The organism is Nocardioides mangrovicus (assembly GCF_003674065.1).
In the GTDB taxonomy this organism is placed as follows: domain Bacteria; phylum Actinomycetota; class Actinomycetes; order Propionibacteriales; family Nocardioidaceae; genus Marmoricola; species Marmoricola mangrovicus.
On record NZ_RDBE01000005.1, the window covers coordinates 75,755 to 96,192 of the forward strand.

Annotated in this window: 25 protein-coding genes and 1 riboswitch (1 of these 26 cut by a window edge); of the genes, 20 read left to right on the top strand and 5 right to left on the bottom strand. The window is 73.2% G+C overall.

Annotation, left to right across the window (positions count from 1 at the left end; genetic code table 11):
* The 11 genes from coaBC to D9V37_RS05815 form a co-directional block, all read left to right on the top strand.
* On the top strand, nt 1-1,232 hold the 3' portion of the coding sequence (gene coaBC, locus D9V37_RS05765; RefSeq protein ID WP_121805201.1) for a bifunctional phosphopantothenoylcysteine decarboxylase/phosphopantothenate--cysteine ligase CoaBC. Its footprint begins 13 nt before the window's first position; the window shows 1,232 of its 1,245 coding nt (coding positions 14-1,245); the start codon falls outside the window, past its left edge; it ends in the stop codon at nt 1,230-1,232.
* 42 nt (nt 1,233-1,274) lie between these two features.
* Nucleotides 1,275-2,486: a methionine adenosyltransferase gene (gene metK, locus D9V37_RS05770; protein ID WP_121805202.1), complete on the top strand. Its 1,212-nt coding sequence runs from the start codon at nt 1,275-1,277 to the stop codon at nt 2,484-2,486.
* A 50-nt stretch (nt 2,487-2,536) separates the two neighbouring features.
* On the top strand, nt 2,537-3,391 hold the full coding sequence (locus D9V37_RS05775; protein ID WP_121805203.1) for a DNA-3-methyladenine glycosylase family protein: 855 nt from the start codon (nt 2,537-2,539) through the stop codon (nt 3,389-3,391).
* 80 nt (nt 3,392-3,471) lie between these two features.
* On the top strand, nt 3,472-4,023 hold the full coding sequence (locus D9V37_RS05780) for a GNAT family N-acetyltransferase (protein ID WP_121805204.1): 552 nt from the start codon (nt 3,472-3,474) through the stop codon (nt 4,021-4,023).
* 93 nt (nt 4,024-4,116) lie between these two features.
* Nucleotides 4,117-6,129 (top strand): primosomal protein N', encoded by a 2,013-nt coding sequence (locus D9V37_RS05785; RefSeq protein WP_232524768.1) that lies wholly within the window; start codon nt 4,117-4,119, stop codon nt 6,127-6,129.
* A 9-nt stretch (nt 6,130-6,138) separates the two neighbouring features.
* Nucleotides 6,139-6,684: a peptide deformylase gene (gene def / locus D9V37_RS05790; protein WP_121805205.1), complete on the top strand. Its 546-nt coding sequence runs from the start codon at nt 6,139-6,141 to the stop codon at nt 6,682-6,684.
* Complete coding sequence (fmt, locus tag D9V37_RS05795) at nt 6,681-7,610, top strand: methionyl-tRNA formyltransferase (RefSeq protein ID WP_121805206.1); 930 nt, start codon at nt 6,681-6,683, stop codon at nt 7,608-7,610. Before def ends, fmt begins: the two co-directional genes overlap by 4 nt.
* Nucleotides 7,607-8,011 carry a hypothetical protein gene (locus D9V37_RS05800; protein WP_121805207.1) on the top strand — a complete coding sequence of 135 codons (405 nt, stop codon included), beginning with the start codon at nt 7,607-7,609 and terminating at the stop codon, nt 8,009-8,011. Before fmt ends, D9V37_RS05800 begins: the two co-directional genes overlap by 4 nt.
* On the top strand, nt 8,001-9,293 hold the full coding sequence (locus D9V37_RS05805; RefSeq protein ID WP_121805208.1) for an RsmB/NOP family class I SAM-dependent RNA methyltransferase: 1,293 nt from the start codon (nt 8,001-8,003) through the stop codon (nt 9,291-9,293). The genes D9V37_RS05800 and D9V37_RS05805 overlap by 11 nt, the downstream gene beginning before the upstream one ends.
* Nucleotides 9,294-9,432: 139 nt before the next feature.
* Nucleotides 9,433-10,092 carry a ribulose-phosphate 3-epimerase gene (gene rpe / locus D9V37_RS05810; protein ID WP_121805236.1) on the top strand — a complete coding sequence of 220 codons (660 nt, stop codon included), beginning with the start codon at nt 9,433-9,435 and terminating at the stop codon, nt 10,090-10,092.
* A 46-nt stretch (nt 10,093-10,138) separates the two neighbouring features.
* On the top strand, nt 10,139-10,510 hold the full coding sequence (locus D9V37_RS05815) for a hypothetical protein (protein WP_121805209.1): 372 nt from the start codon (nt 10,139-10,141) through the stop codon (nt 10,508-10,510).
* A gap of 43 nt (nt 10,511-10,553) precedes the next feature.
* On the opposite strand, the gene D9V37_RS05820 is transcribed toward D9V37_RS05815, so the two are convergent.
* Nucleotides 10,554-11,021 carry an SRPBCC family protein gene (locus D9V37_RS05820; RefSeq protein ID WP_121805210.1) on the bottom strand — a complete coding sequence of 156 codons (468 nt, stop codon included), beginning with the start codon at nt 11,019-11,021 and terminating at the stop codon, nt 10,554-10,556.
* Nucleotides 11,022-11,131: 110 nt separating this feature from the next.
* Nucleotides 11,132-11,259: riboswitch (FMN riboswitch) on the top strand.
* 82 nt (nt 11,260-11,341) lie between these two features.
* On the opposite strand from D9V37_RS05820, the gene ribD reads away from it, so the two are divergent.
* From ribD to ribH, 5 genes are read left to right on the top strand one after another with little or no spacing between them, the layout of a single operon-like run.
* Nucleotides 11,342-12,367, top strand: coding sequence for a bifunctional diaminohydroxyphosphoribosylaminopyrimidine deaminase/5-amino-6-(5-phosphoribosylamino)uracil reductase RibD (gene ribD / locus D9V37_RS05825; RefSeq protein ID WP_269778365.1), 1,026 nt, complete (start codon nt 11,342-11,344; stop codon nt 12,365-12,367).
* Nucleotides 12,367-12,960, top strand: coding sequence for a riboflavin synthase (locus D9V37_RS05830; protein ID WP_121805212.1), 594 nt, complete (start codon nt 12,367-12,369; stop codon nt 12,958-12,960). Before ribD ends, D9V37_RS05830 begins: the two co-directional genes overlap by 1 nt.
* Nucleotides 12,957-13,652, top strand: a complete 696-nt coding sequence (locus D9V37_RS05835) for a nicotinamide mononucleotide transporter family protein (RefSeq protein WP_121805213.1) — start codon at nt 12,957-12,959, stop codon at nt 13,650-13,652. The genes D9V37_RS05830 and D9V37_RS05835 overlap by 4 nt, the downstream gene beginning before the upstream one ends.
* Entirely contained in the window at nt 13,649-14,878 is a 1,230-nt protein-coding gene (locus D9V37_RS05840) for a bifunctional 3,4-dihydroxy-2-butanone-4-phosphate synthase/GTP cyclohydrolase II (RefSeq protein WP_121805214.1), read from the top strand. The genes D9V37_RS05835 and D9V37_RS05840 overlap by 4 nt, the downstream gene beginning before the upstream one ends.
* Nucleotides 14,875-15,363 carry a 6,7-dimethyl-8-ribityllumazine synthase gene (gene ribH, locus D9V37_RS05845; protein ID WP_121805215.1) on the top strand — a complete coding sequence of 163 codons (489 nt, stop codon included), beginning with the start codon at nt 14,875-14,877 and terminating at the stop codon, nt 15,361-15,363. Before D9V37_RS05840 ends, ribH begins: the two co-directional genes overlap by 4 nt.
* On the opposite strand, the gene D9V37_RS05850 is transcribed toward ribH, so the two are convergent.
* Nucleotides 15,364-16,509: a hypothetical protein gene (locus D9V37_RS05850; RefSeq protein ID WP_121805216.1), complete on the bottom strand. Its 1,146-nt coding sequence runs from the start codon at nt 16,507-16,509 to the stop codon at nt 15,364-15,366.
* A complete protein-coding gene (locus D9V37_RS05855) occupies nt 16,499-17,014 on the bottom strand; it encodes an RNA polymerase sigma factor (protein ID WP_158604386.1) in 516 nt (171 codons plus the stop codon). The genes D9V37_RS05850 and D9V37_RS05855 overlap by 11 nt, the downstream gene beginning before the upstream one ends.
* Nucleotides 17,015-17,022: 8 nt before the next feature.
* Here D9V37_RS05855 and D9V37_RS05860 point away from each other — a divergent pair, with 8 nt between their 5' ends.
* The 3 genes from D9V37_RS05860 to D9V37_RS05870 are packed head-to-tail and all read left to right on the top strand — an operon-like array spanning nt 17,023 to nt 18,642.
* The gene (locus D9V37_RS05860; RefSeq protein WP_198412404.1) at nt 17,023-17,331 is read left to right on the top strand and encodes a phosphoribosyl-ATP diphosphatase; all 309 of its coding nucleotides are present in this window, start codon (nt 17,023-17,025) and stop codon (nt 17,329-17,331) included.
* A gap of 8 nt (nt 17,332-17,339) precedes the next feature.
* Nucleotides 17,340-18,188, top strand: coding sequence for an ATP phosphoribosyltransferase (hisG, locus tag D9V37_RS05865; RefSeq protein WP_121805219.1), 849 nt, complete (start codon nt 17,340-17,342; stop codon nt 18,186-18,188).
* Nucleotides 18,172-18,642: a PH domain-containing protein gene (locus D9V37_RS05870; protein ID WP_121805220.1), complete on the top strand. Its 471-nt coding sequence runs from the start codon at nt 18,172-18,174 to the stop codon at nt 18,640-18,642. Before hisG ends, D9V37_RS05870 begins: the two co-directional genes overlap by 17 nt.
* 102 nt (nt 18,643-18,744) lie before the next feature.
* Here D9V37_RS05870 and D9V37_RS05875 read toward each other — a convergent pair whose 3' ends face one another.
* The gene (locus D9V37_RS05875) at nt 18,745-19,116 is read right to left on the bottom strand and encodes a hypothetical protein (RefSeq protein WP_121805221.1); all 372 of its coding nucleotides are present in this window, start codon (nt 19,114-19,116) and stop codon (nt 18,745-18,747) included.
* A complete protein-coding gene (locus D9V37_RS05880) occupies nt 19,116-20,003 on the bottom strand; it encodes an aldose 1-epimerase family protein (protein WP_121805222.1) in 888 nt (295 codons plus the stop codon). The genes D9V37_RS05875 and D9V37_RS05880 overlap by 1 nt, the downstream gene beginning before the upstream one ends.
* Before the next feature lie 28 nt (nt 20,004-20,031).
* On the opposite strand from D9V37_RS05880, the gene D9V37_RS05885 reads away from it, so the two are divergent.
* On the top strand, nt 20,032-20,427 hold the full coding sequence (locus D9V37_RS05885) for a dihydrofolate reductase family protein (protein ID WP_121805237.1): 396 nt from the start codon (nt 20,032-20,034) through the stop codon (nt 20,425-20,427).
* Nucleotides 20,428-20,438: the final 11 nt, after the last annotated feature.

Genomic DNA, 20,438 nt, shown 5'->3' on the forward strand with positions numbered 1-20,438 from the left:
CCGCAGGGTCCCGCCGTGCGCACGTCGTCCTCGGCGTGGGCGGCGGGATCGCTGCGTACAAGTCCTGCGAGCTGCTTCGCCGGCTGACCGAGTCCGGTCACGACGTCACCGTCGTCCCGACCCGCGCGGCGCTGCAGTTCGTCGGCGCCCCGACGTGGGCCGCCCTGTCGGGCAAGCCGGTCTCCACCGAGGTGTGGGACGACGTCCACGCGGTGCCGCACGTGCGCATCGGGCAGGGCGCGGACCTGGTGGTCGTCGCGCCGGCCACGGCCGACCTCCTGGCCCGTGCCGCGCACGGGCTGGCCGACGACCTGCTCACCTCGACCCTGCTCAGCGCCCGCTGCCCGGTGCTGTTCGCCCCCGCGATGCACACCGAGATGTGGGAGCACCCCGCCACCCAGGCCAACGTCGCGACGCTGCGCGAGCGCGGCAGCGTCGTGCTCGAACCGGCCGAGGGCCGCTTGACCGGGGCCGACTCCGGCAAGGGCCGGCTGCCCGACCCCGAGGAGATCTTCGCCGCCGCGGTCGACCTGCTGCACCATCCGGTGCGCCACGACCTGGCCGGGCGACGCGTCGTGGTCTCGGCCGGCGGGACGCGCGAGTACCTGGACCCGGTGAGGTTCCTGGGCAACCGGTCCTCGGGCCTGCAGGGCTACGCGCTGGCCCGCACCGCGGCGCTGCGCGGTGCGGAGGTCACGCTGGTGGCCGCCAACACCGCGCTGGTCGACCCGGCCGGCGTCAAGGTCGTCCGCGTGGAGACCACCGAGGACCTGCAGCGCGAGGTCGGCGCCGCAGCCTCCGGCGCCGACGCCGTGGTGATGGCCGCGGCACCGGCCGACTTCCGCCCGGTGGACCTGGCAGGCACGAAGATCAAGAAGAGCGCCGACGGCACCGCTCCCAGCATCGAGCTGACCGAGACCCCCGACGTGCTCGCCGGCCTGGTCCGCGACCGTGCCGCGCTGGCCGCTGGCGCCGTGATCGTCGGCTTCGCGGCCGAGACCGGCGACGCGAACGGGTCGGTGCTCGACCACGCGCGCACCAAGCTGGCCCGCAAGGGCTGCGACCTGCTGGTCGTCAACGACGTCGGCGGGGGAGCGGTGTTCGGCAGCAGCGAGAACGAGGCCGTCGTGCTCTCGGCCACCGGCGAGTCCTTCGAGGTGCCGCTCGGCTCCAAGGAGGCGCTGGCGCACGTGGTGTGGGACGCCGTCGGCTCCCGCCTCGCCGCCAGATAGCCTTCTCGACGCACTCAGAACACAATGACGTAGGAGACGCACGTGCCTGGACGCCTGTTCACCTCGGAGTCCGTGACCGAGGGCCACCCCGACAAGATGGCCGACGCCATCAGCGACACCATCCTCGACGCGATGCTCGAGAAGGACCCGCACAGCCGGGTCGCGGTGGAGACGCTGCTGACCACCGGCCTGGTGGTCGTCGCGGGCGAGGTCACCACCGAGGCCTACGTCGAGATCAACGACCTGGTCCGGGCGAAGGTCAACGAGATCGGCTACGACGCCGGCGAGAAGGGCTTCGACGGCAGCGCCTGCGGCGTCCAGATCGCCATCGGCAAGCAGTCGCCCGACATCGCCCAGGGCGTCGACACCGGTCACGAGTCGCGCACCGGCTCGGTCGACGCGATGGACAAGCAGGGCGCCGGCGATCAGGGCCTGATGTTCGGCTACGCCTGCGACGACACCCCCGAGCTGATGCCGCTGCCGATCACGCTGGCCCACCGGCTCTCCCAGAAGCTCACCGAGGTGCGCAAGGACGGCAGCGCCGACGCCGAGCTGGGCATCGAGGACTCGCTGCGTCCCGACGGCAAGACCCAGGTCACCATCGAGTACGACGACCAGGACCGCCCGGTGCGCGTCGACACCGTCGTGCTCTCCACCCAGCACGCCGACGGCGTCACCCTCGACGCGCTCGAGGCCGCCATCAAGAAGCTGGTCATCGACCCGGTGCTGGCCTCCTTCGACATCCCCTCCGAGGGCTACCGGCTGCTGGTGAACCCCACCGGCAAGTTCGTCATCGGCGGCCCCCACGGCGACGCCGGCCTCACCGGCCGCAAGATCATCGTCGACACCTACGGCGGCATGGCCCGCCACGGCGGCGGCGCCTTCTCCGGCAAGGACCCCTCCAAGGTCGACCGCTCGGCGGCGTACGCGATGCGCTGGGTGGCCAAGAACGTCGTCGCGGCCGGGCTGGCCCGACGCTGCGAGGCACAGGTCGCCTACGCCATCGGCAAGGCCGCCCCGGTCGGCGTCTTCATCCAGACCTTCGGCACCGGCGTCCTGCCCGACGAGAAGATCCAGGAGGCCGTGCTCGAGGTCTTCGACCTTCGCCCGGCCGCCATCGTGCAGGACCTCGACCTGCTGCGTCCGATCTACGCCAAGACCTCCGCCTACGGCCACTTCGGCCGCGAGCTGCCGGAGTTCGGCTGGGAGCAGACCAACCGCGTCGAGGAGCTCAACAAGGCCGCCGGCGTCTGACCGCAGCGGTGGTTGAGGAGGTTGCGCAGCAACCGTCTCGAGACCACGCGATGACCCCCTCCGACCTCCGTCTCACCTTCGCGCCACCCCTCCTCCCCGACAACCTGTTCGGCCACCTGGCCGCGACCGGAGTGCCGGGGGTGGAGGAGTGGCGCGACGGCGCGTACCGGGTGACGGTGCGACTCGCCGGAGGCCCGGCCGTGCTGGCCCTCTCACCTCGCCCGGACCACGTCGCGGCACGCGTGTGGCTCAGCGGCGACGACCTCGACGAGGCCGTCGCCCTGTGCCGCTTCGTGCTCGACCTGGACGCCGACCCGGCCACCGTCGACGCGACGCTGGCCGCCGACCCGGTGCTCGCCCCGCTGGTCGCGGCCGCCCCCGGCCGCCGGGTGCCGCGCATCGCCGACGCGTCCCAGTTCGCCATCCGCGCCGTCATCGGCCAGCAGGTCTCCACCGCGGCCGCTCGCACGCACGCCGGCCGGCTGGTGGCGGCGTACGGGACCGCGTTCGAGGACCCCGAAGGCGCTCTGACGCACCTCTTCCCGACCCCGGACGACCTCGCCGGCCTACGCGCCGAGGACCTGGCCATGCCCCGCTCCCGGCAGCGGACGCTGCTCGGCCTGGTCGCGGCGCTGCGCGAGGGCCTGCCGGTCGAGGAGATCGGGTCGCTGCCCGGCATCGGCCCGTGGACGGTGGCCTCGGTGGCCATGCGCGCCCTCGGCGACCGCGACGCGTTCCTGCCCACCGACCTCGGCGTGGCCCAGGCCGCCGCCCGCCTCGGCCTGCCCGCCAAGCCCCGCGAGCTGACCGCCTATGCCGAGCGCTGGCGCCCCTACCGTGCCTACGCCGTCCAGCACCTGTGGGCCACCGGCGACCACGCGGTCAACCACCTCCCGTCGGGGTAGTCCAGATCAAGTTGGTCGCTGTGCCGTCGTCGAACCGACCAACTTGATCTGGACTACCCCGACGCGGTGCACTCGGGGGCGTGCCCGAGCTGCCCCGCGGCCCCCGCGTCCACCTGCGCCGCCGCACGGCCGACGATGCCGCCGAGTTCACCGCCGCGGTGGTGGCCAGCGCCGAGTTCCACCATCCCTGGACCGAGCACCCCCACGACGTGGCCGGATACCTCGACCGCCAGCGCGGCTTCGACGCCGAGCCCGACCGGCGTATCCCGTACCTGGTCTGCGACAACGCCGACGGCTCGATCGCGGGTTACGTCAACGTCCAGAACATCGTGCGGTACGCCTTCCGCAACGGCACGCTCGGCTACGCCGCCTTCGTCCACGCCGCCGGGAAGGGCCTGATGAGCGAGGCGCTGGACCTGGTGGTGCGCCACTGCTTCGACCCCGACGGCCTCGACCTGCACCGTCTGGAGGCCAACATCCGCCCCGACAACGCGCCGTCGATCGCCCTGGTCGAGCGCTACGGGTTCCGCTACGAGGGGCTCTCGCCGCACTTCCTCTTCCTCGACAACGCCTGGCGCGACCACGAGCGCTGGGCGATCACCACCGAGATGCTGCCCCCAGCCGCTGACTGAGGAGTCCGCCCAGCAACCGTCTCGAGACCGAGGATCCACAGGCCCCTCGCGGCCGTCTCGATCCTGTCGCCGCGCCCTGGTTGGATCGCCTGCGTGCCCGACGACGCCCAGGACGCCCTCAGCCTGCCCGGGCTGGCGCGCGCCGAGGCTCGCCGGGCGAAGCCGCCGAAGCAAAAGCCGCCGATCACCTCTGCCGCGGTCGACCCGGTGGCGCGGGTGCTGGTCGACGTCGCGCTGGCGCACCTGGACCGGCCCTTCGACTACCTGGTGCCCAGCACGATGGCTGACGACGCGGTGCCCGGGGCGCGGGTGAAGGTGCGGTTCGCGGGCCAGGAGGTCGACGGGTTCGTGCTGGAGCGCACCGACCACACCGATCACACCGGCCGGCTCGCCCCGCTGCGCCGCGTCGTGAGCGCCGAGCCCGTCCTCACCCCGGAGGTCGCCGAGCTCACCGGACGGGTGGCGGCGCGGTGGGCGGGCACCCGCTCCGACGTGCTTCGCCTGGCGGTGCCGCCGCGCCACGCCACCACCGAGAAGCGGGAGAGCACACCGGCGCCGGAGGTCGCCGCGCCCGGCGCCGGCGGCTGGCAGGCGTACGGGGTGTGGCCGCTGCCGCAGCGCGCGGTGTGGTCGTGCCTGCCCGGCGACGACTGGGCGCCGCTGCTCGCCCGGGCGGCTGCTGCCACCGCGAGCAGCGGCCGGGGGGCGCTGGTCTGCGTGCCCGACCACCGCGACGTCGCCCGGCTCGACGCCGCTCTCACCGAGCTCGTCGGGCCCGGCCGTCACGTCGTGCTCGCCGCCGACGCCGGCCCGGCCAAGCGCTACGCCGCGTTCCTGGCCCTCTCCCGCGGGGCGGTGCGGATCGCGGTGGGCACGCGTGCGGCCGCCTTCGCGCCGGTGCGCGACCTCGGCCTGGTGGCGATGTGGGACGACGGCGACGACCTCTACGCCGAGCCGCGGGCGCCCTACCCCCACGCCCGCGAGGTACTGCTGCTGCGCGCGCAGCAGACCGGCTGCGCGGTGCTGCTCGGCGGCTACGCCCGCAGCGTGGAGGCGCAGTACCTGGTGCGCACCGGCTGGGCCCACGACCTGGCGGCGCCGCGGACGATGGTGCGCGAGCGTGCCCAGGTAGCGGTGGCCGGCGCCACGGAGTTCGACCTGCGGCGCGACCCGCTGGCCCGCAGCAGCCGGCTGCCGCACGACGCCCACCGCGCGGTGGCGGCCGCGCTGGAGCACGGTCCGGTGCTGGTGCAGACGCCGCGGTCGGGCTACGCCACCCGGCTCGCGTGCGACGCCTGCCGCACCCCCGCCGGCTGCGCGGTGTGCCACGGTCCGCTGCGCATCCCCGGACCCGGCCAGCCGCCCGAGTGCGCCTGGTGCGGCACGCCGGCACCGGGATGGTCCTGCCCCGAGTGCGGCAACCACGGCCTGCGCGCCCCCGTGCTGGGCGACCGGCGCACGGCCGAGGAGCTGGGCCGGGCGTTCCCGGGCGTGCCGGTGCGGACGTCGTCGGGGGAGCGGGTGCTCGACGACGTCGAGGCCCGGCCGGCGCTGGTGGTGGCGACGCCGGGGGCGGAGCCGGTCGCCGACGGCGGCTACGCCGCCGTGCTGCTGATGGACACCTGGCTGCTGCTGGGACGCGCGGACCTGCGGGCGGAGGAGGAGGCGTTGCGCCGCTGGGCGAACGCGGCCGCGCTGGTGCGTCCGGTCGCCGACGGCGGCCGAGTGGTGGTCGTCGGCGAACCCGCCTCGGCGGCGGTGCAGGCCCTGGTGCGCTGGGACCCGGCCGGGCTGGCCGAGCGACTCATCGCCGAGCGGCAGTCGGCCCACCTGCCGCCGGCCTCGCGGGTGGCGACGCTGACTGCGCCGCCCGAGGTCCTCGAGGAGGTCGCGGCCGGCCTGGTGCTGCCCGAGGCGGCCGAGGTGCTCGGCCCGGTGCCGGTGGACGACCCGCAGGCCGAGGAGGACCAGGTCCGGCTGGTCGTACGCGTGCCCCGTGCGTCGGGCGAGCGGCTCGGCGCGGCGCTGGGCGACCTGCAGCGCACGCGGTCGGCCCGCAAGCTGCCGCACGTACGCGTCGCGGTGGACCCGATGACGCTTGGATAGCCTGAGCCGGTGCCGATCCAGCCGATCCGACTCCTGGGCGACCCCGTGCTGCGCACCAAGGCCGCCCCCGTCGTCGACTTCGACAAGGAGCTGCGCACCTTGGTCGCCGACCTCACCGACACCATGCTCGACGCCCCGGGCGCCGGCCTGGCGGCGCCGCAGATCGGGGTCGGCCTGCGGGTCTTCACCTGGAACGTCGGCGGCGAGGTGGGCCACCTGGTCAACCCCGACCTGAGCCTGTCCGAGGAGACCCAGGACGGCCCGGAGGGCTGCTTGTCGATCCCCGACCTCACCATCGAGTGCCTTCGCGCGCTCTCGGTGGTGGCCCGCGGCTTCGACATGCACGGTGAGCCGGTGACGATCGAGGGCAGCGAGCGGCTGGCCCGCGCCATCCAGCACGAGACCGACCACCTCGACGGCATCTTGTTCATCGACCGACTCGACCGCGAGGCCCGCAAGCAGGCGATGCGCGCGATCCGGCAGGCCGAGTGGTTCGGGGAGCCGGCACCGACCGTCCGGGTCTCCCCGCACGCCACCCGCGGTCTGGGACTGTGAAGGTCGTCTTCGCCGGCACACCCGAGGTGGCGCTGCCCGCTCTGGAGGCACTCGCCGCCTCGAGGCACGAGCTGGTCGGCGTCGTCACCCGCCCCGACGCCCCCAGCGGACGTGGTCGGCGGCTCACCGCCTCGCCGGTCGCCGACCGGGCCGAGCAGCTCGGGGTGCCGGTGCTCAAGCCCGAGCATCCGCGCGACCCCGACTTCCAGCAGGCGCTGCGCGACCTCGCGCCCGACTGCGTCCCCGTGGTGGCCTACGGCGCGCTGCTGCCGGAGTCGGCGCTGGCGATCCCTCTGCACGGCTGGGTGAACCTGCACTTCTCGGTGCTGCCGGCCTGGCGGGGAGCGGCACCGGTGCAGCACGCGCTGTGGGCGGGCGACGAGGTCACCGGCGCCACCACCTTCCGCATCGTCAAGGCCCTCGACGCGGGTCCGACCTTCGGGCTGATGGCCCAGACCATCCGTCCCGACGACACCGCCGGCGACCTGCTGGCCCGGCTGGCCGAGGGCGGCGCCGGGCTGCTGGTCACCACTCTCGACGGCATCGAGGACGGCACCCTGGAAGCACGTGAGCAGCCGGGCGAGGGCGTGAGCCTGGCGCCGAAGATCACCGTCGACGACGCGTGCGTCGACTGGGGCGAGCCCGCGGTGGCCGTCGACCGCCGCGTCCGTGCCTGCACACCCGCCCCCGGGGCGTGGACCACGCACGCGGGGGAGCGGCTCAAGCTCGGTCCCGTGGCGCTGGCTCCCGACCACGACCGGCTCGACCCCGGTGCCGTCGTGGCCACCAAGAACGCGGTGCACGTGGGCACCGCGACGCACCCGGTGCGGCTCGGGCTGGTGAGGCCGCACGGGAAGAAGGAGATGGCAGCGGCCGACTGGGCCCGTGGCGTCCGGCCGCGCGACAAGGCGAGACTCGGCTCGTGAAGGCGACCCCGGACGACGTCGAGGCCATCTGCGCCGGACTGCCGCGCACCGAGAAGGGCGTCTCCTGGGGTGACCGGCCCACCTGGCGCGTCACCGGGGGGAAGCGCAAGAGCGGCTTCCTGCTCTACCGAGCACCCGGTCGCACCGCGATCGACCCGGCCACCGGTGAGCCCTACGACGACCTCCTGGTGATCCACGTCCCCGACGCCGACGCCAAAGTCGCGCTCGTCGAGGACGACGGCCCGTTCTTCACCATCGAGCACTTCGACGGCTTCAACGCCGTGCTGGTGCAGCTCTCGCGGCTGGGCGAGATCGAGCGCGAGGAGCTGGTCGAGGTCATCACCGAGGCGTGGGCCACCGATGCGCCGAAGGCACTGGTGAAGGAGCACCTTGGCCAGTGACGGGCTCGCCCCGCGGCTGCTGGCCTACGACGTGCTGCGTGCGGTCGACGCCGAGGACGCCTACGCCAACCTCGAGCTCGCCCGCCGGCTGCGCACCGCCGGACTCCCGCCCCGCGACGCGGCGCTGTCCACCGAGCTGGTGGGCGGCACGCTGCGGCTGCGCGGCGCCTACGACGCCGTCATCGACCAGCTCGCGCGCGGTGCCGTGGAGCCGCCGGTGCGCGACGCGCTGCGGCTGGGTGCGCACCAGCTGCTGAGCACCCGGGTCTCGACCCACGCGGCGGTGAGCACCACCGTCAGCCTGGTCCGTCGCCGCGTCGGCCACCGGCCCACCGGCCTGGTCAACGCCGTGCTCCGCAAGGTCGCCGGCCGGCCGCTGGACGACTGGCTGGCCGGCGCGAGCCTCGACGTCCGGTTCTCGCACCCGGCGTGGGTGGTCGAGGCGCTGGCGGAGGCGCTGGATCGGCCTGCGGAGCTCGAGCCGCTGCTCGCCGCCGACAACGAGCGTCCGGCGGTGACGCTGGTCGCGCGCCCCGGCCGGTGCGAGGTCGAGGAGCTCGGTGGCACGCCGACGCTGAGCCCGATCGGCCGCGCCCTCGACGGCGGCGACCCGGCCGCCGTTCCCGCCGTCCGCGAGGGCCGGGCCGGCGTCCAGGACGCCGGCTCCCAGCTCGTCGCGCTTGCGCTCACCCGCGCCGCGGTGCCCGACGACCGCCGCTGGCTGGACCTGTGCGCCGGCCCCGGCGGCAAGGCGGCGCTGCTGGCGGCGGTCGCCGACCAGCGCGGGGTGGGGTTCTGGGCCAACGAGCGCCAACCCCACCGCGCCGAGCTGGTCGCCCGCCTGGTGCCAGGTCGCGTGCTGTGCGCAGACGGCACCCGCCCGGCCTGGCCCGACTCATCCTTCGACCGCGTCCTGGTCGACGCCCCCTGCACGGGCCTCGGCGCGCTACGGCGCCGCCCGGAGGCCCGCTGGCGGCGTCGACCGGACGACGTCGCCGGCCTGGTGGACCTGCAGCGCCGGCTACTGGGGGCGGCCCTGGACTCGGCACGACCCGGGGGAGTGGTCGGCTACGCGACGTGCTCGCCCGTGAAGGCCGAGACCGCCGACGTGGTCCGCGCCGTCCTCGCCGAGCGCACCGGCGCCGCCCTCGAGGACGCCACCGCCCTGCTCCCCGAGGCCAAAGACGCCGAATCGGCCCACCTGTCCGGCGCCCTCCAGCTCTGGCCCCACCGGCACCGCACCGACGCCATGTTCCTGGCCCTGCTGCGCCGGACCCGCTAGCCCCTCGGCGATATATCGGTGGGGATAGTCCGAGACGATCGGCACGGCAAAACGGACAGCACAGGTGCCGTTCGTCTCGGACTACCGCGCCCGGGCCCGCCTGCCGACCAACAGGCGTCCCGGCGATACCGTGCGGGCCATGGGCGTCCAGATCACCCCGAGCATCCTCAACGCCGACATGGGCAACCTGGCGGCGGAGGTGGCGCGGATCCCCAGCGCCGACATGGTGCACGTCGACGTCATGGACAACCACTTCGTGCCGAACCTGACCTTGGGGCCGGCGATGGTGCAGGCGCTGGCGGGCGCGACGAGCATCCCGCTGGACTGCCACCTGATGATCGAGGATCCCGACCGATGGGCGCCGGCGTACGCCGAGGCGGGCGCGAGCAGCGTGACGTTCCACGTCGAGGCCGCCGCGGCGCCCGTACGCCTGGCGCGTGAGCTGCGCGGCCAGGGGGCGCGCGCCGGGATGGCCCTCAAGCCGGCGACGCCGGTCGACCCCTACGAGGACCTGCTCGCCGAGCTCGACATGCTGCTGGTGATGACCGTCGAGCCCGGCTTCGGCGGTCAGAAGTTCCTCGACCTGTGCCTGCCCAAGGTGCGCCGCGCACGTGAGCTGGCCGACCGCCACGGCCTGGACCTGTGGCTGCAGGTCGACGGCGGGGTGTCGGCGGAGACCATCGGGCGCTGCGCCGAGGCGGGGGCCGACGTGTTCGTGGCCGGGTCGGCGGTCTACGGGGCCGATGACCCTGATGCGATGGTGGCCACGCTGCGTGGTCTAGCCCAGCCTGGCGGTTAGATCCGTTTTCTTCCCGTACCACGGGTATGTCCTTATCGTCACTTTTATGACGATCACCCCCACGTACGGCCGTCACGCCGGCCCTGCGATGCGCGAGGACGAGATCGATGTCGAGATCGAGCGCCTCGTCGAGACCGGCATCCCCTCGGGGCTTCCCGCCGGCCTGGGCGAGGTACAGGGCATCACCGTCCGTGGCGCGCACCGCGCCGAGGGTGCTCCCGATCGTGCGGACGAGGACGCGACCGCGACGTTCGCTCCGCTCGGCCGTCCCGCGGCGCTGGCTCCGGCCAGCGCCGCTCACCTGCCGTGGCGACCGATCCTCACCGGCGCCCTGGCGCTGCTGGTGGTGCTGGCGCTGGCCTTCGTCGCGGTGCACGGCATGGCCTCGACCTGGGGCGTCACCTCCCAGATCTCCTGACGGCGATCTCGACCGGTCTCGACCGTCCGCGATCGGGTCCGGCTCAGGCGTCGACCGCCTCGGCCAGCCGGTTGAGCGAGTCGTCGAGCTGCTCCTCGCTGACCAGCGGGAAGCCGACCTTGTCTAGCAGGCCCTGGTCGGTGACCTTCGACCAGTCGTAGGTCAGCGTGACGTCGGTGCTGTCCGAGCCGGTCGAGTGCAGCTCCCACAGCCACTCCCAGCCGGGAGGCTCCTGGCCGGCCGGCGCGGTCTGCCAGCCGATCATCTTGTTCGCATCGAAAGCCGTCACGAGGTTGTCGGTCTCGTACTCCCCGCCCATGTGGTCGCCCTCCATGTCCATCCGGAACTGCTGACCGGTGGCGGTGATGCGGTCACCACGGACGAGGCCCTTCACGAATCCCGAGCCGTCGAGCTCGGTGTGGCGGTGCGGGTTGGAGAGCACGTCGAACACGGCGTCCGAGGAGGCGTTGATCGTGCGCGAGACCTGGACCTGGGTGTCGGTAGTCGTCATAGGGGGATTCGTCTCCGATCGCGGGTCATTCAAACGTTCCGTGATCCGGACCACCTCTCGCCGCACCACCACCGGCTGCGGCTAGGCTCTTGCCCAACGAGCAACAGCTCGCGTGCAACTGGGGTCGGTGTAATTCCGAACCGGCGGTGACAGTCCGCGACCCGGCCGCAGCCAGCGGCCGGTTGACCAGGTGGAAATCCTGGACCGACGGTGAGAGTCCGGATGGGAAGTCGCACGCGCGGTGACGCCGTTCCACCCTCTGCGGTGGCACGTCGCCCCCGGTCGCACACCCCGGTTTGCGCCAACGCACCGGAGGGACCGTGAGTACGACGTCGAGCAGGGCCGAGCAGGAGACGACCGCGATGCGGCGTGCCCTGCTGCTGGCGGCGACGCCCGGCGTGCCCGTGGGCCCGAACCCGCGCGTGGGCTGCGTCCTGCTCGGCGTCGACGGTGATCCGGTGGGCGAGGGCTTCCACCGCGGGGCCGGCACCGACCACGCGGAGGTGGCGGCGATCGCCGCGGCGGGGGATCGGGCCCGGGGGGCGACGGCCGTCGTCACCTTGGAGCCCTGCCACCACACCGGGCGCACCGGACCCTGCACCGCGGCGCTGCAGACGGCCGGCGTCACCCGGGTGGTCTACGCCCAGGCCGACCCCAACCGGGCCGCGTCCGGCGGCGCCCAGGCCCTGGCCGCGGCCGGGGTGGACGTCGTGGGTGGCGTGCTCGCCGACGAGGCTCTCGACCTCAACCGGGTGTGGACGTTCGCCATGGAGCGGCAGCGTCCGTTCGTCACCTGGAAGTTCGCCACCACGCTCGACGGCCGTAGCGCCGCGACCGACGGCACCAGCCGCTGGGTCAGCTCGCCGCAGTCGCGGCACGACACCCACCGGCTGCGCGCGCTGAGCGACACCATGCTGGTCGGCACCAACACCGTCGCTGTGGACGACCCGCTGCTGACCGTCCGCGACGACCACGACGTGGCGCTGCCGCACCAGCCGCTGCGCGCGGTGATGGGACTGCGCGACCTGCCCGCCGACCGCCGGGTGTTCAACGGCGACGCCGAGTCGCTGCGGCTGCGCACCCGCGACCCCCACGAGGCGTTGGCCGAGCTGTGGCAGCACGAGCGACGCCACGTGTTCCTCGAGGGCGGCCCCACCCTGGCGGCGGCGTTCGTCCGCGCCGGGCTGGTCGACGAGGTGGTGGCCTACCTGGCCCCGAAGCTGCTGGGCGCCGGCCGCAACGCCGTGGCCGACCTGGGCGTGACCACCATGGTCGACGCCCTCGAGCTCGAGGTCGACGACGTGAGCGTCGTCGGCCCCGACGTCCGTGTGAGAGGGAGGATCTGATGTTCACCGGGATCGTGGAGGACCTGGGCACCGTCACCGCCGTGGAGGACCTCGGTGACGCCGTACGGCTCACCGTGACCTCGTCGGTGGTGATCGGGGGCGCCCGCGAGGGGGACTCGATCTCCGTCGACGGGTGTTGCCTGACCGTGGCCGAGCTGCAGCCGGACGCGTTCACCGCCGACGTGATGCGCGAGACGCTCGACAAGACGACCGTCGGCCGGTTCGTCGCGGGCACCCGCGTCAACCTCGAGCGTGCCGTCACCCCGAGCACGCGGCTGGGCGGCCACATCGTCCAGGGCCACGTCGACGGCACCGGCAGCATCGCCAGCAGGACCCCGAGTGCCCACTGGGAGGTCGTCGAGATCACGGCGCCCGCGGACCTGCTGCGCTACGTCGTGGCCAAGGGCTCGATCGCGGTGGACGGCACGTCCCTGACTGTCGTGGAGGCCGGCGACAGTTCGTTCACCATCAGCCTGATCCCCGAGACGCTCGAGCGCACCACGCTGGGCCGCAAGCAGGCGGGCGACCCGGTGAACCTCGAGGTCGACGTCATCGCCAAGTACGTCGAGAAGCTGACGGGAGCGAGCGCGTGACGCACTTCTTCTCCGATCTCTACGACGCCCACCTGACCTTCGGCGGGACCGCCATCACCTGGCGCGAGATCGTCGGCAACGCGTTCGGGTTCGCCTCGGCCATCGGCGGGCTGCGCCGCCGGGTGTGGGCGTGGCCGATCGGCATCGTCGGCAACGTGCTGCTCTTCACCGTGTTCATCGCGGTGACCTTCGGGGCCGACGAGCGCGGCCCGCTGCTGGGGCAGGCTGGACGTCAGGTCTTCTTCATCCTCACCAGCATCTACGGCTGGCACCGCTGGCGGCAGACCCGGATGCGGGTCCAGGGCGACGCAGCCGTGCGACCGCGATGGGCCACCCCCGGGGAGCGGGTCGGCTACCTCGTGGCCGCTGTCGCCGGCATCGTCTTGTGCCGGTGGCTGTTCGGGGCCATCGGCGCGGGCTTCCCCGTACCGTCGTGGTACTTCTGGTGCGACGCCTGGATCTTCGTGGGATCGATGCTCGCCACCTACGCGATGGCCCGCGGCTGGACCGACTTCTGGCTGGTGTGGATCGCCGTCGACCTGGTCGGCGTGCCCGAGCTGTGGCACTTCCAGCTCTACCCGAGCGCGCTGCTCTACATGGCCTACATGCTGCTGGTGCTCTACGGGTTCGTGGTCTGGCTGCGGATCGGCCGGCGCGAGACCCGGGCGCCGGAGGAGGTCGGCGTCGCATGAGCGTCCGGCTGGACGACGTCGAGCGCGCCATCGCCGACATCGCCGCAGGCAAGGCGGTGGTGGTCGTCGACGATGAGGACCGTGAGAACGAGGGTGACCTGGTCTTCGCGGCGGCCAAGGCCACCCCGGAGCTGATGGCCTTCACGATTCGCCACTCCAGCGGCGTGATCTGCGTGCCCATGCCCGGCCACATGCTCGACCGCCTCGAGGTGCCGCTGATGACGCCGCACAACCGCGACCGGCTGCGCACCGCGTACACGATCTCGGTCGACGCCCGCGACGGCGTCAGCACCGGCATCTCCGCCGCCGACCGGGCCCACACCGCCCGGGTGCTGGCCGACTCGGCCACCGAGCCGTGGGAGCTCACGCGTCCGGGCCACGTCTTCCCGCTGCGCTACCGCGAGGGCGGGGTGCTGGTGCGGCGCGGTCACACCGAGGCGGCCGTCGACCTGGCCCGGTTGGCCGGTCTCACCCCCGCCGGCGTGCTGGTCGAGGTGGTCAACGACGACGGCACCATGAAGCGGGCACCGGAGCTGCGGGCCTTCGCCGACGAGCACGGGCTGACGATGATCTCCATCGATGCGCTGGTGCACCACCGGCGCCGCCATGAGAGCCATGTCGAGCGGGTCGCGGAGACGGCGCTGCCCACCGAGCACGGCACCTTCCGCGCCTTCGGCTACCGCAGCACCGTCGACGACGGCGAGCACGTCGCACTCGTGTGCGGCGACCTCTCGGGACCCGAGCCGGTGCTCACCCGGGTGCACTCGGAGTGCCTGACCGGCGACGTCTTCGGATCCGAGCGGTGCGACTGCGGCCCGCAGCTCCACGAGGCCATGGAGCTCATCAAGGCCGAGGGTCGGGGCGTGGTCGTCTACCTGCGCGGCCACGAGGGCCGCGGCATCGGGCTGCTGGCCAAGCTGCAGGCCTACGCGCTGCAGGACGGCGGCCGCGACACCGTCGACGCCAACCTCGACCTCGGCCTGCCCGCCGACGCGCGTCACTACGGCACCGCGACCCAGATGCTCAAGGACCTCGGCGTGGACCGGGTGCGGCTGCTGACCAACAACCCGGAGAAGACCCGCGACCTGGCGGAGTACGGCATCGGCGTCGCCGAGCGGGTGCCGTTGACGCCGCGGCCCAACGGCCACAACCTGGCCTACCTGCGCACCAAGCGTGACCGGATGGGTCACCTGCTGCCGCAGCTGATGGAGGAGGAGTCCAGATGAGCAAGGAGGGAGCGCCGGTGCTCGGCGCCGGCGACTGCCACGACCTGCGGGTCGCCGTCGTCGCCGCGAGCTGGCACGAGGAGATCATGGGGGGCCTGCTCGGCGGGGCCGAGAGGGCGCTGGGCGAGTGCCGGGTCGAGGCGCCGACGGTGGTCCACGTGCCCGGTTCGTTCGAGCTGCCGGTGGTAGCGGGAGCCCTGGCCCACCAGGGCTACGACGCGATCGTGGCGCTCGGCGTCATCATCCGAGGTGGCACACCCCACTTCGAGTACGTCTCCAGCGCCGCCACCGACGGGCTCGCCCGCGTCGCCACCGAGACCGGCGCCGCCGTCGGGTTCGGCCTGCTCACCTGCGACGACGAGCAGCAGGCGCGCGACCGCGCCGGCCTGCCCGGCAGCGGCGAGGACAAGGGCTACGAGGCCGCCCAGGCCGCGCTGGCCACGGCGCGCACGCTGCAGAGGATCCGGCGCCGCGAACCACTATAGTCACCGGCCGTACAGCACGCCGCCGAGCTTGACGGTGCCGTGCGGCAGGCTGCGGCGCGTGGTCCGACAGGACCGGAGCAGCGCCGAGCACGTCGTCACGAGGTCCTTCGCCGTCTCGACCCGGAGCGCCCGGCCGTCGGGCGTCCATCCCCACGGCCCGGTTCCCAGCGCCAGTCGGCGATGACGGTCGAGGTCGTAGAGGATGCCGCCGTGCGGGGAGCTGATGAGCTGGTGGTGCTCGTCGTAGACCGTGAAGGTCTCGTCGTAGCGGACCACCTGCCCACCGGGTGAGAGGTGGTCGACCGTGACCTGGTCGCCGTCGTCGGCGAGGGCGTGACCGAAGACGGTGCGGCCGTCGGAGAAGTCGCGGATGTCGATGCGTCCCGTGTGTTGCTCGACGTAGCGTCCGCCCCCGGCCTCCAGCGGCGTGTCGGCGAGCCCGGGGCGGCTGATGGCACGCGTGGTGTCGCCGGCCATGTCCCACTCGACCCAGCCGCTGTCGAGCAGGACGCGGACGTGGTCGCCGTCGATGTTCACCGGAGGCGCGACCCACCCGGCCCAGGAGTAGGCGCCGTCGACCGTGGTGGTGGCGTGCTGCGCGCCGGTGCGGACGTCGACGACCACCAGTCGCCACGTGCTCGCTGCGGCGGGCTCGGCGTAGGCGAGCAGCGGCGAGGACGGGCTGGTGCCGGGAAGCTGGTTGTCCAGGGGGAGGTCGAGGTCTCGGACCGACCCCATCGGCGAGACGAGTGAGTAGCGCGATGTCCCGGCAGCGTCCGCCGAGGCCGACCTCCCGTGGTGCACCACGACACCGGCTGAGGTGTACAGCAGCGATCTCACCCGGTCGCGGAACACCACCCGGTGGTCACCGACGAAGACGGTGCGACCCACCGAGAACGCGCCCTGGCTCAGGTACGCCCGCTGCGCCGACGCCGCCTGGAGGGCGGGAGGGACCGGCCGGTCACGCACCACCACGACGGAGCCGAGCGCCAGGAGCGCGACCGCGCCGGAGACGAGCGCCGCGATGGGCCAGACCCGTCGCCGCCGCGACGTCGAGAGCCGCGCGAGCACGTCGGAGCGCATCGCCGTGGTGTGCTGCGCCAGGCGCGTCTCGACGGGCGCCAGGTCCTCGAGGTCAGTGGGCATAGCGGTCCTCCTGGGCGGGATGCGGAGCGAGCAGCACATCGAGGCGGGCTCTGGCCCGGGTCACGCGGGCACGGAATGCTCGTTCGGTGCAGCGGGCGACGCGAGCCGCTGTGCGGGGCTCGAGACCGTCCCACGCGATCAGCAAGAGCGCCTCTCGCTCCCGGTCGGTCAGCGCGGCGAGCGCGGCGAGCATCGCCTCACGGTCGGCGACGATCTCCCCGGCGCCGGGTGCGTACGCCTGCACGTCGCGCAGCCGGTCGGTGAGCTCGCGGCGTCGTCCGGCGCGGCGGCGGTCGTTGCGCACCACGTTGCGGGCGGTGGCCACCAACCACGGCAGCGCGTCGTCGGGGACGCGCTCCAGCAGGCGCCAGGTGATGGCGAACGTCTCGGCCAGTGCGTCGTCGGCATCGTGCACGCCGACCTGCCGCAGGCAGTAGGCGTAGACCCGCGGAGCGTGCGCGTCGTAGAGGTTCGCCAGCCGCTCATGCCGGTCGGGAGTGCTCACATCAGGAGATGTCGTGGCTCGGCTCTCCTGACACATCTCTATCCTGGATCCTCGTGAAGACGTTCGAGGGACTCTGGGCCGAGCTGAGCGAGAAGGCTCAGACGCGACCGGAGGGTTCGCGGACCGTCGCCGAGCTCGACGCGGGCGTGCACCAGATCGGCAAGAAGCTGGTCGAGGAGGCCGCCGAGTCGTGGATGGCCGCCGAGCACGAGGGCCATGCCAGGGCGGCCGAGGAGATCAGCCAGCTGCTGTACCACGCACAGGTGCTGATGCTCGCCGCCGGACTCTCGCTCGACGACGTCTACGCCCACCTCTAGGACTCCCCATGACCATCAAGATCGCCGTACCGAACAAGGGCTCGCTCTCGTTGGCGGCCACCGAGATGCTGCGCGAGGCCGGCTACCGGCAGCGCACCGACCCCAAGCAGCTGACCGTCACCGACGCCGACAACGGCGTCGAGCTGTTCTACCTGCGACCCCGCGACATCGCGCTCTACGTCGGCGAGGGCACCCTCGACGTCGGCATCACCGGCCGCGACCTGCTGCTCGACTCCGGGGCCAAGGCCGACGAGGTGATGGCGCTGGGCTTCGGCGGGTCGACCTTCCGGTTCGCCGCGCCGACCGGCACCGCCAGCGACGTCGCCGGGCTGTCCGGCAAGCGCATCGCCACCTCCTACGCCGGTGTCGTGCGCGCGCACCTGGAGGAGCACGGCGTCGAGGCCACCGTGACCCGGCTCGACGGGGCGGTGGAGACCAGCGTCCGGCTCGGCGTCGCCGACGTCATCGCCGACGTCGTGGAGACCGGCAGCACCCTGCGCCAGGCCGGGCTGGAGATCTTCGGCGAGGTGATCTTGCAGTCCGAGGCGGTGCTCATCACCCGCTCCGGCCAGGACGCCCCCGAGGGGTTCGAGGTCTTCCGTCGCCGTCTGGAGGGCGTCATCGTGGCTCGGACCTACGTGATGATGGACTACGACATCCCCGAGGCCGCCGTCGAGCAGGCCGTGGCGATCTCGCCCGGCATCGAGAGCCCCACCGTCTCGCCGTTGCATCGCGAGGGCTGGTTCGCGGTGCGCGCGATGGTGCCCCGGGCCGGTGCCCACCGGGCCATGGACGACCTCTACGAGCTCGGCGCGCGCGGCATCCTGCTCACCGACATCCATGCCTGCCGCGTCTGAGCCGCTGGTGAGCCTGCCGCACACCTGGCGGCCGCTGGGGACACGCATGGTCGGGCTGATCGCCGGCCTCGGCCTGATGGCGGTCTGTGTGGCCTCGTGGATCGCGATGGGCGCCCACCTGCGGGCCCAGTTCAGCTTCGCCGACCGCGCCATGATGCTGGGCCTGCTCGCGATCGCCGCGGCGGTGTGGCTCGCGCTCATCCGGCCGCGGCTGAGCGTCAGCGAGCAGGGCGTCGCGGTGGTGAACGGCTACCGGCGCCGCGACCTGGAATGGGCCGAGGTGGTCGCGGTGCGCCTCAAGCGGGGCGCGCCGTGGGCCGAGATGGACCTCTCCGACGGCACCTCGATCCCGGTCATGGCGATCCAGGCCTCCGACGGCGACCGCGCCCGCGCGGTGCTGCGCGACTTCGTCCTGCTGGTGCGCGCCCACACCCGGACCGCCCGCAACGACTGAACCTCGCAGAACGGGCGGTGTCTGCACGAAACTCTTCAGCGCGACCGTTTCTGGAGCGAATTCCCGGGGGTTTTGCCGGGCCCCCGGCAAAACCCCCGCCGCTCACCGCGCGAACGCGTCGTCGATCCCCGCCGCCTCGTCGAGCGCCGTGAGCAACCCGTACGCCGCCCGCTCCACCGACTTGTGCCGCCACTCCGCCGCCCGGTAGACGCAGGCGATGAGCCCGGAGCGGTGCACGCGGCGGTAGTCGCCGACGACGAAGGCGTAGCGGGCCTTGGTGTGCTCGTTCGCGCCCTCGGTCAGTCCCAGGTGCCAGCGGGCGTAGGCGTCCCAGTCGTGCCGCTCGAGGTAGGCGTTCTGCGCCTCGGCGCTGGGCTGCACGTTGCCCCAGTCGCTGTCGAGCACGTACTGCTTCTTCTCGATCAGCTCCTCGCAGAACGCGACGGCCTCGGCGTTGACCCGGTAAGAGGCCATCAGATGCTCCGCAGCCCCCACGAGGCCGACCACGACGTCTCCGGCTCAAGCCGGATGACGTCCGCGCCCGAGCCGAAGGCGTCCGGTGGAGCGGTCATCGGCTCGACGGCGACCGCGCGCCGCGCCAGCGCCGGCTGGTCGTCGCCGGTGTAGGCCTGGAACCACCCGAACGCCTCGTCGGCCCACAGCTCGACGCCGTGCCCCGAGGCGTCGCTCAGCCGTACGCCGTCGGTGCCCGTGCGGCGGAACGCGTCGTCGAGCAGCAGCTCGCCCAACTCCCGGCCAGCGCGCAGGTCGTACGGCGTGCCCTCGACGTCTTGCACCCCGGTCGGCAGCTTCCGCTCGTCCACGGTGAGCCGCGAGGCGCCGGGCAGGGCCAGGGTCAGCTCGTCGACCGGTACGCCGAGCGTGAGGTAGGGGTGCGCGCCGTACGCGAACGGCGCGGCCGAGGCGGCCAGGTTGAGCACGGTGACGGTCACGGCGAGCCCGTCGGCGCCGACCGCGTAGCGCACCGAGACGTCCAGCGACCACGGGTAGCCGGGCTGCGCGGCCAGCCGGTAGACCAGCTCCACCGAGGTCTCGTCCTGCGCCAGCGGGCGGAACCAGCACCACCGCACCAGCCCGTGCGAGGCGTTGTGCCGTGCCGGCTCGCTCAACGGCAGCTGCTGGTCGTGGCCGTCCCAGGTGTAGGCGCCGTCGCGCAGCCGGTTCGGCCAGGGCAGCAGCGTCTGGCCGCGCCCGCCGGAGCACATCTCGTCCTCGGCGAACCCGAGCACGAGGTCGCGGCCGTGGTGGGTGAGCGAGCGCAGCGTGGCGCCGACCGAGGTGATGGTCGCCTCGTACCCGTCGGAGGAGATGACGTGCTGCTCGCCGCTGGGAGGGATCACGCGCCGAGGCTATGACAGGGTGCTGGCCATGGGCTCCATCGCGGTGCACGAGTTCGTCTCCCTCGACGGTGTTGACGAGGACCCGTCGTGGACCGCCGACTTCGGATGGGACCCGGCGATGGGGGAGACCCTGGCGCAGATCACCGGTGCCGCCGACTCGATCCTGCTCGGCCGGCGCACCTTCGAGATGTTCGCCCCGGCCTGGCGCGAGCGCACGCCTCAGGACGATCCGGGGGCGGAGTTCTTCAACGACTCGGCCAAGTTCGTGGTCACCTCGACGAACACCAGCGTCGGCTCGCAGTGGCAGAACAGCACCGTGCTCGGGACCTACTCGGCGCCGCTGGTCGAGGAGCTCAAGTCCCACCACGACCTCTACGTCAGCGGCAGCGGCACCGGGGCTGCTGCACGGATCTGTGACATCTGAGATCGCTTGCT

What these genes read in the sequence shown, in the direction of transcription:
- D9V37_RS05775 (WP_121805203.1), top strand. Translation starts at nt 2,537, where the DNA reads ATGACCCCCTCCGACCTCCGTCTCACCTTCGCGCCACCCCTCCTCCCC.
- rpe (WP_121805236.1), top strand. Translation starts at nt 9,433, where the DNA reads ATGGGCGTCCAGATCACCCCGAGCATCCTCAACGCCGACATGGGCAAC.
- D9V37_RS05815 (WP_121805209.1), top strand. Translation starts at nt 10,139, where the DNA reads ATGACGATCACCCCCACGTACGGCCGTCACGCCGGCCCTGCGATGCGC.
- D9V37_RS05820 (WP_121805210.1), bottom strand. Translation starts at nt 11,021, where the DNA reads ATGACGACTACCGACACCCAGGTCCAGGTCTCGCGCACGATCAACGCC.
- D9V37_RS05830 (WP_121805212.1), top strand. Translation starts at nt 12,367, where the DNA reads ATGTTCACCGGGATCGTGGAGGACCTGGGCACCGTCACCGCCGTGGAG.
- D9V37_RS05840 (WP_121805214.1), top strand. Translation starts at nt 13,649, where the DNA reads ATGAGCGTCCGGCTGGACGACGTCGAGCGCGCCATCGCCGACATCGCC.
- ribH (WP_121805215.1), top strand. Translation starts at nt 14,875, where the DNA reads ATGAGCAAGGAGGGAGCGCCGGTGCTCGGCGCCGGCGACTGCCACGAC.
- D9V37_RS05850 (WP_121805216.1), bottom strand. Translation starts at nt 16,509, where the DNA reads ATGCCCACTGACCTCGAGGACCTGGCGCCCGTCGAGACGCGCCTGGCG.
- D9V37_RS05860 (WP_198412404.1), top strand. Translation starts at nt 17,023, where the DNA reads ATGTCGTGGCTCGGCTCTCCTGACACATCTCTATCCTGGATCCTCGTG.
- hisG (WP_121805219.1), top strand. Translation starts at nt 17,340, where the DNA reads ATGACCATCAAGATCGCCGTACCGAACAAGGGCTCGCTCTCGTTGGCG.
- D9V37_RS05870 (WP_121805220.1), top strand. Translation starts at nt 18,172, where the DNA reads ATGCCTGCCGCGTCTGAGCCGCTGGTGAGCCTGCCGCACACCTGGCGG.
- D9V37_RS05875 (WP_121805221.1), bottom strand. Translation starts at nt 19,116, where the DNA reads ATGGCCTCTTACCGGGTCAACGCCGAGGCCGTCGCGTTCTGCGAGGAG.
- D9V37_RS05885 (WP_121805237.1), top strand. Translation starts at nt 20,032, where the DNA reads ATGGGCTCCATCGCGGTGCACGAGTTCGTCTCCCTCGACGGTGTTGAC.